Annotated in this window: 8 protein-coding genes; 6 read left to right on the top strand and 2 right to left on the bottom strand. The window is 57.0% G+C overall.

The window, feature by feature from the left end; all coding sequences use genetic code 11:
• The first annotated feature begins 47 nt into the window (after nucleotides 1–47).
• The 4 genes from RQI55_RS05670 to RQI55_RS05655 are packed head-to-tail and all read left to right on the top strand — an operon-like array spanning nucleotide 48 to nucleotide 4,063.
• The gene (locus tag RQI55_RS05670) at nucleotides 48–1,208 is read left to right on the top strand and encodes an ABC transporter permease (RefSeq protein ID WP_243256111.1); all 1,161 of its coding nucleotides are present in this window, start codon (nucleotides 48–50) and stop codon (nucleotides 1,206–1,208) included.
• Between the two features lie 10 nt (nucleotides 1,209–1,218).
• Nucleotides 1,219–2,052: an ABC transporter ATP-binding protein gene (locus RQI55_RS05665; protein ID WP_409233688.1), complete on the top strand. Its 834-nt coding sequence runs from the start codon at nucleotides 1,219–1,221 to the stop codon at nucleotides 2,050–2,052.
• 2 nt (nucleotides 2,053–2,054) lie between these two features.
• Nucleotides 2,055–3,425 (top strand): MlaD family protein, encoded by a 1,371-nt coding sequence (locus RQI55_RS05660; RefSeq protein WP_243256109.1) that lies wholly within the window; start codon nucleotides 2,055–2,057, stop codon nucleotides 3,423–3,425.
• A gap of 29 nt (nucleotides 3,426–3,454) precedes the next feature.
• On the top strand, nucleotides 3,455–4,063 hold the full coding sequence (locus RQI55_RS05655; RefSeq protein WP_243256964.1) for an ABC-type transport auxiliary lipoprotein family protein: 609 nt from the start codon (nucleotides 3,455–3,457) through the stop codon (nucleotides 4,061–4,063).
• 121 nt (nucleotides 4,064–4,184) lie between these two features.
• Here RQI55_RS05655 and RQI55_RS05650 read toward each other — a convergent pair whose 3' ends face one another.
• Nucleotides 4,185–4,628, bottom strand: a complete 444-nt coding sequence (locus RQI55_RS05650) for a PACE efflux transporter (RefSeq protein ID WP_042619584.1) — start codon at nucleotides 4,626–4,628, stop codon at nucleotides 4,185–4,187.
• 177 nt (nucleotides 4,629–4,805) lie between these two features.
• Nucleotides 4,806–11,804 (bottom strand): hypothetical protein, encoded by a 6,999-nt coding sequence (locus RQI55_RS05645; RefSeq protein WP_243256108.1) that lies wholly within the window; start codon nucleotides 11,802–11,804, stop codon nucleotides 4,806–4,808.
• A 477-nt stretch (nucleotides 11,805–12,281) separates the two neighbouring features.
• On the opposite strand from RQI55_RS05645, the gene RQI55_RS05640 reads away from it, so the two are divergent.
• Nucleotides 12,282–12,650, top strand: a complete 369-nt coding sequence (locus RQI55_RS05640; RefSeq protein WP_243256107.1) for an Hpt domain-containing protein — start codon at nucleotides 12,282–12,284, stop codon at nucleotides 12,648–12,650.
• A gap of 126 nt (nucleotides 12,651–12,776) precedes the next feature.
• Entirely contained in the window at nucleotides 12,777–13,097 is a 321-nt protein-coding gene (locus tag RQI55_RS05635; protein WP_042619581.1) for a 2Fe-2S iron-sulfur cluster-binding protein, read from the top strand.
• Nucleotides 13,098–13,262: the final 165 nt, after the last annotated feature.

Here is a 13,262-nt window from a genome sequence, read left to right as displayed (position 1 = left end):
ATGAGTCGTTACTCATTTATTAATAGGCTGCATTCGCTTGGAGCAAGATGCAAGAACTTGAGGCACAGCAAAAGGCGCAACCGGCAGCGATCGTAGCGGATGACAACGCGGATCGTGGCGCTGCGCGCTATGTTCTGAGCGGTTCCTGGCGCAACGCCAATGTCTCGCCCGTTCTGGCAGACATTGAGAAGATCGAGACTTCAAAACCATCCGGACCTGTAACGATTGACCTTTCTGGCGTCGAGGACATCGACACCACGGGTGCGTGGCTGCTCCGCCGACTGCGCAACCGGATGGACAAGTCCGGTACAGAGGTCGCATTTGAGGGCAATGAGCGCTTCGAAGCGATTATTGCAGGTCTGCCGGACCAGGCACCACTGCCGCCAAAGAACAATAACAAGATCGGTGTCGTTCAGCGCATATTCGATCCTATCGGCAAGAACGTTGTGCAGGCTGGTGCCGACTTTCTGGCGGGCATGTATATTCTCGGTTCAGCCGTGCGCGGTGCGCAGATGAAGCTGGGGCGCGGGCGCGGGGTTTCTCCTGCAGCCATCGTCAACCAGATCGATCACATGGGCGTTCGCGCTGTTCCGATCATCCTTTTGATGTCATTCCTGATTGGCGCGATCATCGCGCAGCAGGGAGCGTTCCAGCTGAGATATTTCGGCGCCGAAGTTTTCGTGGTCGATCTCGTCGGCATTCTGCAATTGCGTGAAATCGGCGTGCTTTTGACCGCCATCATGATTGCGGGCCGCTCCGGTAGCGCGATTACGGCTGAAATCGGCTCGATGAAAATGCGCGAGGAAATCGATGCGCTGAAAGTCATCGGGCTTAACCCGGTGGGTGTGTTGGTCTTTCCAAGGCTGGTGGCGCTGACGATTGCGCTGCCGCTGTTGACGATCATCGCCAACTTCGCCGCGCTGTTCGGCGCAGCCGTCGTTTCGCTGCTTTATTCCGGCATCACCTTCGAAGTGTTCGTATCTCGCCTGCATTCTGCCGTGGAGGCTTCGACAATTGCTTCCGGCATGATCAAAGCGCCATTCATGGCGCTCATCATCGGCATTGTTGCGGCGGTGGAAGGCATGAAGGTTGGCGGAAGTGCCGAGTCTCTCGGCCAGCACGTGACATCTTCCGTGGTTAAATCCATTTTCGTTGTAATCCTGGTGGATGGCGTCTTCGCCATCTTCTACGCAGCCATCGATTTTTGAGGGAGAGGCTGTGCAAGAGCAGGCATTGAAAACCGAAAAGAAAAAAACAGACCGGGAAGTGATCCTCTCAGTCGAGGGCGTCACCGTTGCGTTTGGCGACAAAGTTGTTCTCGATAACCTGGATCTCGATGTTTACCGCGGAGAAATTCTTGGGTTCATTGGGCCTTCCGGTGCCGGTAAATCCGTGCTGATGCGGGCCGTGTTGCGGCTTCTTCCGCGTCAGGGCGGAACCATCAAGATACTTGGAACGGATTACGACAAGGCAACGGAAGAAGAGCGCATGGGGCTCGACACGCGTCTGGGTGTCCTCTTCCAGCAGGGCGCGTTGTTTTCCGGTTTGACCGTGAAAGAAAACATTCAGTTGCCTATGCGCGAATATCTGGATCTGCCGCAGCAACTGATGGATGAGCTTGCCGCCATCAAGATCGAGATGGTCGGTTTGGCACCTGATGCCGCTGACAAATACCCGTCAGAGCTTTCGGGTGGCATGATTAAGCGCGCTGCATTGGCGCGCGCTCTGTCCCTGGATCCCGATCTGGTGTTTTTGGATGAGCCGACCTCTGGACTTGATCCTATCGGTGCAGCGGAATTCGATATGCTGATTGCGCGTCTGCGCGATTCTCTGGGCTTGACCGTCTATATGGTCACCCACGACCTGGACAGTCTGTTCTCGGTCTGCGACCGCATTGCCGTTCTTGGCGATAAAAAGGTTGCTGTAGAAGGTACACTTGAGGAAATGTTCGAAAGCGACGATCCTTGGGTTCAATCATATTTCCGCGGAAAGCGGGCACGCGCCGTTGTTCTTCCCGACGGCACGCAACACATTCCGGGGAGTGACGGATAGCCATGGAAACCAAGGCAAATTACACCATCGTCGGAATTTTCACGCTGATCATCATCGCAGCCGCCTTCGGCTTCGTGTATTGGATGGCGGAATTCGGTCGCGGTGGTCCAACTGCACAATTGACGATCCGTATTCCGGGCTCTGCCAACGGCCTGTCCGTCGGTTCGCCGGTTCGCTTCAACGGTATTCCCGTGGGCACAGTGCGTGGCCTTTCGATTGACCGCGACGATCCGGCCTATTCAATCGCATTTACGGAAGTGCAGGCCGATGCGCCCGTGTTTCCATCCACCCGCGCCGTGCTTGAAATTCAGGGCTTGACGGGCGCTGCCTATATCGAACTATCAGGTGGTCGCAACAATGAAGAGCGTATCCTGCAGAAGTCGTTCGACACCGGCGTGCCTGCAGAACTGACGGCTGACCTTTCCAGCGTGACGAACCTTTTGGCAACGGCAGACAAGATCCTGCGCCGCGCAGATGGCGCTATCGGTGAGTTGCAGGGCTTCGTGCAGGATGCGCGCGGACCTTTGACACAGACCGTGCGCAATGCGGAGAAGTTCTCCAATGCGCTGGCGTCCAATTCCGATGGTATCGAGAATTTTATTTCCAGCCTGAGTTCCCTGTCCACCACAGTTCAGTCGGTTTCCGTGCGTCTCGACAGCACACTCACAGCGGTTGAAGACCTTGTGAAGGCTGTCGATTCGCAGAAGATCGACTCGATTCTGACGAACGTCGATAAGGTAACGTCGGACGTGGCGGCCTCATCTGGCGGCATTCAGGACGTGATGGAAACGGTGCAGCGCACGTCGCGCAACTTCGAGCAGGCCAGTTCCGAGGTTCAGGTTGTGGTGAAGAGGGCTGACGAGCTGCTGGCCTCAGTTGACCCGTCAAAGGTTGGCAATGTGGTCGATGACGTTTCCACGGCCACTGCAGATGCGCGTCAAGCGATGTCGACATTCCGCCAGATTGCAGATGACGTCGGCACGCGCCGTCCGGATATCGATCAGGCCATTGCTGATTTCACCGATATGTCGCGCAAACTGAACCTCGCTTCCAGCCGCGTTGATGGAATTTTGGCGAAAGTTGACGGACTACTGGGAACCGATGATGCCAATTCGCTATTCTCTAAGGCTCGTGAGACATTGGCATCGTTCAAGGCCGTTGCCGATAATCTCAACGCACGTATCGGGCCGATTGCAGACAATCTCGCGCGCTTCTCCGGTTCCGGCTTGAAGGATTTCCAGGCGCTGATTGGCAGCACTCGCCAGACCGTCGACAATCTGAATAACACCATTTCGAATTTCGATCGCGATCCGCAGCGACTGATTTTCGGTGGCGAAAACGTAAAACAATATGACGGCCGGACAAGGCGTTGACGGGAGGTACGACTTTGAAAATTTCGTTGATGCGCGGACAGACGTCCTACCGGTCGGGCAGCAAAGCGGTCGTCGTGGTGCCTATGCTTGCAGCTTTGCTGGCAGGCTGCGGTGGCGGTGCAAAGAATGACACATTCGATCTTTCCGTGACGTCTACGTCCGTTACGCAAGGTCCTACACTGCGCTCAAGGCAGTTGCTGATCGCGGATCCGACCGCGTTGAAGGCATTGGATAGCGAGAACATAGTTGTGCGTCTATCCGGCTCCGAGATGCAGTATCTCGCGGGATCGCAGTGGAGTGACCGCTTGCCGCGCATGGTGCAGTCGAAGCTTGTTGAAGCGTTCGAAGACACCGGCAAACTCGGCGGCGTCGGTCGTCCTGGCCAGGGCCTCGCTATCGACTATCAGGTCGTGACGGATATTCGCGCATTCGAAGTCGATACGACGAAAAACGTCGCCAATATCGAGATTTCGGTGAAGTTGCTGAACGATAAGAACGGCACTGTGCGGTCGCAGGAAGTGTTCCGCTCAAGCGCGCGTATCAACGGTTCCGGCAACGCCAATCTGGTCAAGGGTATCGACAGCGCGTTCGCTGGTGCAACGCGCGACATCGTCGCCTGGACGCTCAAGTCACTGTAAAAGGCAGAGAAGCCGGTCGGAGTGTCCTTCACTCGTACTGCTCTTGTGTCAGCCAGCTCGAAAAGAAAACGCCGCGTACAGAAGCTGTACGCGGCGTTTTCTATTGGTGTTCTGATAGCACTTAGATCTGCTCTGCAGAGGAGGCTGTATTCCATTCTGGGAGCGGAAAGAGCCTGTCGTAGCACCAGTTGAAGACGAAGGCGTAGACGACGTAGAAAAGCGCGAAGGATATGTCCATCACCAGCGCGTGCAGCAGGCTGATCCCGAGGTACCATGCAATAAATGGCATGAGGACAATCAGCAGGCCGAGCTCAAACAAGACGGAGTGCACAACGCGAATAAGCGTGGTTTTCTGTGTCGTGCCCTTCACGCGCTGCATGGCATGGTCGAAACCTAGATTGTAGATATAGTTCCAAGCCGTTGCGATCGTGGCGCTGACCACGCCGACCACGCCGATATCTTCCGCGGGCATGCTGAAGACGATAGCGCCGAGCGGTATCATGAGGATTAGGCCGATGATTTCGAAGCTGAGGGCGTGACGGATACGATCCTTGATCGTGCGCATCGATAACTCCCGTATTTTTCCGGGCCGTCCCGACTGCTATCACCACCATGGCCGAGGTCGTCCTCGCAGAGACAATATAAAACCCTGAGCAAATTTCTTCAAGACGGTATGAAGCGCCAAAAGAAAAAGCCCCTCCGGACGAACCGGAAGGGCTTGGTGATTTCATATGTCAGCGGCTCAGCTAAAGCGACCCGCCGCATGGGCAAGCATCGTATAGACCTTGCCGGTATCGGAGGTGAGGTATGACTGCGTGATTGTGCGGTCGCGGTCTGTGCGTGCGACATCAGCCAGCAATTTTTCGAAATCGGAAATGTAGCGGTCCACTGCGGTGCGGAATTCCACCTCACGCTCGTATTTGCGCTTGATCTCGTCGAAGGTCTGCTGGCCCTTCAGAGTGTAGAGGCGGCGTGTGAATACGTCGCGTTCACCGCGCTGATAGCGGCCCCACAATTCAACAGAAGCATCATGGTCGATGGCGCGGGCAATATCCACCGACAGAGAGTTGAGGGATTCGACCACGTGGCGTGGGTTTCTCACATCTGCAGCTCTTGTCTGAGGCTCTGCCTGTTGACGCGGGGCGGGTGCAGGCTGTGCCTGGCCATCCTGACCATCACGGGAGGCGCCACGCAGCAGATCGCTGATCCAGCCGCCGCCATCTTCCCGGCGTTGAACTGGCGCAGAAGAAATGCTTGGCTGCTGCGGTACGGCGCGGGCTTCAGCTGGCGCGCTTGGACGTGGCTGCTGTGCAACCGGTTGCTGAAGCGCAGGGCGAGATATGACGGGTGAAGACAGTGTTGGGGCCTCTGGGCGCCGTTGTTCTACGCGTGGCTGCTGTGGCTGGGCGGGTGCGACCGTCTTTGTTGCGGCAATCGCACGCGCAGCGGGCTCGGAAATTTCAAGCTGTTGCGTCGAGCGACCGACCAGCTGCGAAATGTCCTGCAGCGCCTTGATCTGCTCGGATACGGCGCGGCGCATGGCGGCAGCGCTTTCCTTGGCTTCTTCTGGCAGGTCGAAGGCACCACGCTTCAGTTCGGCACGAGTCGAATCCAGTTCAGTCCGAATATCGAGGCTCGAGCGACGGATCTCGTCCGTGGCACCAGCAAAGCGCTGAACCGCTTCTTCCACCGCTTCACGCAGTGTTTCGCGCATCGATTCAGCCGCAGCGTTGGATTTGTCAGTTGCGTTTCCGAGCAGCTTGTCCACGTCGGACAGGGACGCTGCAACGCCACCGCGAAGACGGGTCACCAAAGCGTCAGAATATTTCTGGGCTTCAGCCATTGTGCCTTCGATAGAGCGGCTTGCATCTTCGCCCGCAGACTGAAGTGCGCCGCGCATGTTCTCGGCTGCAGACTTTGCCCGCTGTTCAGTCTCGTCGAGCGAGCGGCCAATGTCATCGAATGAGGTGCTGAGGTTGTTTCGCAGATTGCCTGCCACGTTGGCAGAACGCTGTTCAGCCTGTGCGAGGGTCTGTTCAACGACGCCCATGACGTCGCGCATCGAGTTTTCGATTTCTTCCGAACGGGTCAGCAAGCCAACAGACAGTGTCCGCAGGGCCTCCTGACGTTCCTCCAGAGTGCCGACCAGACTTGTCTGTGCAGCGTTGAGGAGCTCCGAGGCCTGCGACAGAACGGATGAATGTTCCTCGAAGCGATCGACGATCCCTGCAACCTGCGTAAGAGTCTGGCCCGAAATGTTGGAGAGGCGGTCGATCTTTCCTTCCAGCAGGCGGCTGGAGCTGGACACCATATCGGCGGCACGTGAAGCGGAATCCGAGAAGCTGGAGGTCGCTGTGCTGAGCGACTGATCCGCCGCCTTGAATTCCTGAGAGGCGCGCGCAACGGCAACGTTGAGGTTATCAACTGCGCCCGTCACGACATTCGTCATGCCGGAATGCGTTTCTGTCAGCATCGTCGTGCTCTGACGAGTAGCGGCAACCAAGCGGTTTGCCGCATCGCTGCTGGCCTTGGAATAGTCATCAATGGCCTGCTCGACCAGTTGAGCCATACCGCTGTTGCTTTCGACCAGAAGGTTCGCGCTCTGCTGTGCGGCGGTCACGATCTTTTCAGCCGCATTGTTACCGATTGTCGAGAACTCATTGACGATAGGCTTGGCCTTCTCTTCGATGAGGCGCGACAGCTCGGCGGAGCGGCTGGCAAGCATGGAGTTGAGTTCACGTGTTCGCGAATCGAGTGTCGAGCGGATGGATTCCCCACGTGCATCGAGAGAGCTTTCCACGCCCGCCAAAGTCTCGGAGATGGCGCCGACCTGTGTGCGAACAATGGCTTCAGCTTCTGCAACCTTGTTGACGATGGCATTGCCAGCTTCGGAGAAGGTCTGGGCCACAGCGACTGCCTGACCCGACATGCGAACCTGAGCATCAGACATGCGGCCAACGATTTCATCGGAACGCTGCTCGATGGCGCGTGCGAATTCATCGTTGCGCGATTTAATCTGATCGGCAAATTCATTGCCTGTTTTCGCCAGCAATTCTGTCGAGCGAAGGGCTTCGCTACCCATTGTCTCAGTAGCATTCACAACAGCATCGCGCAGGCTGACAGCGAGGTTGGTCGCCTTGCCTTCGATGGTGCGGTTGACATTATCGAGGCCGATATTCAGGGCGCGGTCCATGGTGCCGAGGCGCTCGTCAATGCGGGCTGCCCCGGTGTCCAAAACGCCTGCTATGCGCTGTGTTGCGTCGTCGCTTGAGCGTACAAGCTCTGCGGTTTTACCGTCAAACGTTTCGGAAATCTTGCGACCGGCATCTTCGATTGTTGCATTGACGTTACCGAGATCGGTCTGGATACGGGTCTGCAAGCTGTCGATGTTGCTTTCGAGGCGCGCACCGGTCTGATCCAGACGAACGGCGACTTGACCGACGGTTTCCTCGACGCGGGCGGTGAGGGCGTCAGCCGCGCCACCAATTTCTCTGGTGGCTTCATCGATTTTTTCGACGACGGCACCCGCACTGTTGCGCATGCGCTCTTCAAGCGTCGCGCCACTGGCGTCTATCGTGCGCTGAATGGCCTCCTGCTGGTTCTCAAGCGACATTTCCAGCATGCTTGCGCTCGATGCGATTGTTGTGCCAATCGACATGGACTGCTCGGATAGCAGGTCGCTGATGCGCTCCCGCGCAGAGCCAAGCGTTTCGCTGAGTGCGGAGTGATGCTGGTCGAGTGTGCCGCGCAGCAAGTCGTGCGATGAAACAAGGTTGTTCTCGATGCGGGAAACGCCGGTTTCCATGGTGCCCGCAAATCGGCCGACGCCGCCTTCTACTGCGGTTTCGATCCGCGTTGCCGCTGATCCAACGGTTTCCTCGATCAGCCCACTGTTGCGCTCCACCGTTCTGGTGATCGCATCGGCCTGGATGCCAAGCATGGTGTCCAGACGAAGATGTCCGACGGAAAGCGCTTCCTCGATGGTAGAAGCTGTAGACGAAAGACGCTGTTCCGCATTTGCGACAGACCGGGTGAGGGTCTCGGTGCGATTATCGAGCGTTTCCGTGATGCGCTCTTCCGCACCTGAAATCGCCATGTCGATTGCCATAGCACGGCTGTCGAGTGCGTCGGCAATGCGGTCCTCGACGCCGGATACTGCGTTTGCAAGCGCAGTTGTGCGGCTTTCCAGCGTGTCGGCGATGCGTCCTTCGACGCCAGCAACAACGCTGCTGAGAGAAGATGCGCGGGCATCAAGGGTTTCGGCAAGCCGCTCTTCTGCACTCGAGAATGCCATATCGAAGGACATCGCCCGGCTGTCGAGCGTATCTGCAATGCGCTCTTCAGCGCTGGAAACGACGGTGTTCAAAGCGGCAGTGCGGCTATCGAGAGAGGCTGCGATACGCTCCTCGGCGCCAGAAAATGCCATATCGAAGGACATCGCCCGGCTATCGAGGGTATCGGCGATGCGCTCTTCAGCAGTGGAAACGACGGTGTTCAAAGCGGCAGTGCGGCTATCGAGAGAGGCCGCGATACGCTCTTCCGCACCAGAAAATGCCATATCGATAGCCATTGTGCGGCTATCCAACGTATCGGCAAGGCGCTCCTCGACACCAGATACGACGCTGGACAAGGCAGCGGTGCGGCCGTCAAGCGTGTCGGCGATGCGAGTTTCCATACCGGAGACAATGCCGGACAGCGACGTCGTGCGCGCATCCAGTGTCTCTGCAAGGCGCTCTTGCGCGCCGGAGAATGCCATGTCGATCGCCATGGTTCGGCTGTCGAGCGTGTCGGCAATCCGTTCTTCAACACCGGCGACAACGCTGCTCAAGGCGGCTGTGCGGCTATCGAGCGTTTCAGCGATGCGATCTTCCACGCCTGTGACGGCGTTGGAAAGTGCGGTTGTTCCGGTCTGAATCGTATTGGAAATTCTGCTTTCAACGCCGGACACGATCGTGTTCAGCGCCGCAGTTCTGATGTCGAGAGATTCTGCGATGCGCTCCTCGGCACCCGAAAACGCCATGTCGATTGCCATGGTACGGCTGTCAAGCGTATCGGCAATGCGTTCTTCTGCGCCAGCGACCGCAGAATTCAGCGCGTTGGTCCGGCTGTCCAATGTTTCAGACAGACGCTCTTCGGCTGTGGAGAACGCCATATCGAGCGCTATGGTGCGGCTGTCGAGAGCGTCCGCGATGCGGTCTTCAACACCTGATACGACGCTGCTGAGAGCTGCCGTGCGGCTATCAAGTGTTTCTGCAATGCGTGTCTCGACGCCCGAAACTGCGCCGGTCAATGCGACTGTACGGCTATCCAATGTCTCGGACAAGCGTTCTTCGGCAGTGGAAAACGCCATATCGAGCGCCATGGTGCGGCTGTCGAGTGCGTCTGCGATGCGGTCTTCGACACCGGCTACGACGTTGCTCAGAGCTGCTGTACGGCTATCAATCGTTTCCGCGATGCGGGTTTCGACGCCCGAAACCGCGCTTGTCAATGTGGTGGTGCGGCTATCCAATGTCTCGGACAGGCGCTCTTCGGCGGTCGAAAACGCCATGTCGAGCGCCATCGTGCGGCTGTCGAGAGCATCCGCGATCCGCTCTTCGGCGCCGGACACAACATGGGCGAGGGCGGCGGTACGGCTTTCGAGCGTGTCCGCGATGCGGTCTTCAACGCCCGCAACAGCCTGCTGGATGGCTGCGGTGCGCACGTCGAGCGTATCTGCCAGGCGCTCTTCGACACCAGAAACGGCACCAGTGATGGCTGCTGCACGGCTGTCGAGGGTCTCGGCCAGACGGCGTTCGACATCGGCCACGATGTTGTTGATGGCTGCAGCGCGCTCTTCCAGAAGGGCTGCAAGATGTTGCGCCGTGCCGGATACAGAACCCGTGATGGCTTCGGTGCGGCTGGCAAGGGCAGTGTCGAAACGATCCTGGCTGGCGGAAAGCGCACCGAACAGGGCGGCGCTGCGTTCGGCCAGAACAGTATCGATCTGCTCATGTGTTGTGTTGAATGCGCCGGTGATTTCAGCCGTGCGCTTGCCGATTGCGTCGCTCAGTTCACGAGTGTGGCCTTCGAACGAGCTTTCCAGCATTTCCTGGCCGGTGCCAAGTGTGGTGGCGAGAGCGAATGACTGGTCGGTGAGGGTGGTGTTGAGGCGATCGATACCCGAGTTCAGTACGCCATCGATGGACTCAGTGCCGCCGGAAACCGTTTCATTGATCCGGGCGAGGCTTTCCATCAACTTGCTATCGAGACTGCCAGCGCGCTGATCGAATGCAGTGGCGAATTCGGCAACGTGCTCATCGAAGGCTGAGTTGACGAGGCCAACAGTTGTCTGCAGCTTTTCCTCGAACAGGCCGGAGCGCAGATCCAGATCCATGATGGCATCGTCGGTCGAACTCTGCAGGCTCTGGCGGAAGGACAGGCCCTTCTGTTCCAGCGTTTCCGAGAGCTTATCGAGAACGTTGTCGAGCGAACCGCCGATGATTTCCTGGCCGCGCTCGATGTTCTGGCCGATTTCCAGAGTGCGCTTGGACAGGATATCATTGAGAAGACGCGTGCGTTCTTCGAGCGACTTATTGAGGTTTTCCGTTCCGCTGCTCAGGGTGGAAGCCTGGGTTGCGAACTGGTCCAGAAGCAGGCGGCCGCGCTCATCCAGCGTCGTGCTGAGATCGTGCAGGCGCAGATCGAATTCGTTGGAAATGGATGCGCCTGACGTGTTCAGAGCCTTGAGAAGGTTGTCCGTCTTGGCGGCGATGAGGCTGCCCATCGCTTCTGAAGAAATGCGCGATTTTTCCAGAAGGGCGGCAGACCGCGTGTCGATCATCGAGGCAAAGGCTTCGCCGCTGGTCGCGAGACGCATGGAAAGCTCTTCTCCAACGATGGAGAGTTCTTCCTTGATCTGATCCTGCGCGCCGACGATGGAGGTGCGGATGCGTTCCGCGTGATTGATAATGGCGTCGCGCTCTGCGCTCAGTTCCTGAACGAGGCTGCGAACACGCAATTCATTATCGGCATAGCTACGCTCAAGCGCATTGACCTCGGAATGAACGAGCGTTTCAAGCTCGGTCGCACGGGCAATAGTGCGCTCAATGCCGTCATTCATCGCGGATACTTCGCGGCGGACGGCCTGACCGACGGACATGATGCGGTCTGATGCAACCGTTTCAGGCTCAGAAAGGCGCAATGCCACTTCAGCCATGGAGCGCGCTGCGTTGCGAAGATCCTTGGCGCGAGCCATCATGATTGCGAAAGCGAAAAACAGCATGATTGGCACGATGATGCCAATGAAGATTGCCATGACACCGGGAACAGCCAGCAGTTCTGCCAGAGAACCGACATTCCAGATCAGGTTGCCATAGATAACATTTGCAAGGCCTACTCCAGCGACGGCCCAAAATACGGAAACTATAGAAGCGTTGCGCAATGCCCCTGCGATAGAGCCAGCATCGAGCGACTTCAGGATCATGGCCGGGCTGCGTTTCGAGCCATCATTGGCCGCTTCCAGAGATGGTGATCTCGGTGCTGCCTGCTCAGGCACAGGTCGTGGCTGCTGCGGGACTTCTGCAGCGCGGGGATTGGGGCGTTCTGCTGCTCTTGTTGGTTCTTGCACTTTGCGCTCCGCAGGCTTTGGAGCGGACTTTTTCCGAGGCTCCGGCTGATTTTCGTATGCGCCAAGCTGCAAGGCATCTTCCAATGCCTGAAATGCAGTCTCGTCAATCGAGTCGCTAATCTTGTTATTCGCCATGCGGTTACGCCTCGTTACTATACGCCCGGCCTCATGCCGTTGACCCGTTTGCCGCCCGCTACGGGTTTCCGCCATCACGCCTCGAGACACGATACCAGCCGGTATATAGTGCCTCGTGTCTTACTAATTTCTGAGAGCTGTTCCCCAAGCTCCCGGGTAAACTACATTCATATGCCGGATTCACAAAACCCGAACTGAGGTTGTGGATCACAGCAGTATCGTAGTGACACATTTGCGGCTTTGAAACAATTAACGCAGCATCCCGCACTTGGCCAAGTGGCGGTTTGTTAACAGTTTTTAAACCTCGCCAGCGCGCTGAACACCTTGTTCCGTATATGTTTAACATAAATTAACCATAGGGAAAGATTTTCACCGCACGCGCGCCGCAATTTAAGCTCTTGGGAGCCTTAGCCTGCTTAACTCCGGAACATGTGTGCCTCAAAACAAGAAACTGATCCAAAATAGGGATTCTACAAGATGGCAGTGCTAAATATTGCATTTGAAGGTCCAGATAATGGCGTGCCCGCCACGCCCGCCAAGAGCAAGCCAATTGATTTCGCGCATCTGTCCCGTCAGACGATGGGCGACAAGGATCTGGAGATCGAGATTCTCCAGTTGTTTACCCGCAATGCACGGACTTTGCTGCACGATCTCGCGACAGCCGATGAAGATCAGATCAAAGCCATTGCGCATCGTCTCAAAGGTTCGGCGGATGCGGTGGGTGCTTTCGGTGTCTCTGCTGCGGCTGAGGCCGTTGAAAATGACTGCAAGGACAGTGCCGCCTTGGCAAAAGTGGCCGTTTCCGTCGTTGAAGCAGAGAACTTCATTTTGAAATTGTGCCGTTAATCACGGTTAGAGACGGGTTTTTTGAGGCCGGTTTTGCATTGGTAGCCACATTCGCGGGTTGCCAAGCGGACCCGGCCTTTCTATTTGTTTAGAAACATTCTCAAACACTCGTTCTGGATTCCCTACATGACCAAACTGACTATCGTTGCTTTTGACGGCACGTCGCATGAATTCGACGTCAGCAATGGCTCCACCGTGATGGAAACCGCCATGCGCAACTCCGTACCGGGTATCGATGCCGAGTGCGGTGGTGCATGTGCGTGTGCCACCTGTCACGTCTATGTTGATGATGCCTGGGCAGAGCGCGTCGGCGCGCCAGAGCCGATGGAAGAAGATATGCTGGATTTTGCATTCGACGTTCGCCCGACGTCGCGTCTTTCCTGTCAGATCAAAATGAGCGATGCGCTTGATGGCCTTGTCGTTCACGTGCCAGAGCGTCAGGGCTGATAGCCAGACATTACCACAGAAAAAACCTCGCCATCCGTTCTCAGGAGAAGCGAGGCAAGGTAGGTGCATCACTCTCAGGCATATAGATATATGCCTGGTGCCCAGCACGCGCCGGAGGAGCCATGAAGGGGAGATTGAAACTGTGTTGGCCTGATAATGGCCGAG

It is taken from the genome of Rhizobium sp. WCS2018Hpa-16 (genome assembly GCF_031843705.1).
Lineage (GTDB): Bacteria > Pseudomonadota > Alphaproteobacteria > Rhizobiales > Rhizobiaceae > Agrobacterium > Agrobacterium tumefaciens_C.
The sequence above is the reverse complement of the archived record's forward strand: the minus strand, read 5'-3'. Positions and strand labels throughout refer to the sequence as shown.

What these genes read in the sequence shown, in the direction of transcription:
- RQI55_RS05655 (WP_243256964.1), top strand. Translation starts at nt 3,455, where the DNA reads ATGCGCGGACAGACGTCCTACCGGTCGGGCAGCAAAGCGGTCGTCGTG.
- RQI55_RS05645 (WP_243256108.1), bottom strand. Translation starts at nt 11,804, where the DNA reads ATGGCGAATAACAAGATTAGCGACTCGATTGACGAGACTGCATTTCAG.
- RQI55_RS05640 (WP_243256107.1), top strand. Translation starts at nt 12,282, where the DNA reads ATGGCAGTGCTAAATATTGCATTTGAAGGTCCAGATAATGGCGTGCCC.
- RQI55_RS05670 (WP_243256111.1), top strand. Translation starts at nt 48, where the DNA reads ATGCAAGAACTTGAGGCACAGCAAAAGGCGCAACCGGCAGCGATCGTA.
- RQI55_RS05660 (WP_243256109.1), top strand. Translation starts at nt 2,055, where the DNA reads ATGGAAACCAAGGCAAATTACACCATCGTCGGAATTTTCACGCTGATC.
- RQI55_RS05635 (WP_042619581.1), top strand. Translation starts at nt 12,777, where the DNA reads ATGACCAAACTGACTATCGTTGCTTTTGACGGCACGTCGCATGAATTC.
- RQI55_RS05650 (WP_042619584.1), bottom strand. Translation starts at nt 4,628, where the DNA reads ATGCGCACGATCAAGGATCGTATCCGTCACGCCCTCAGCTTCGAAATC.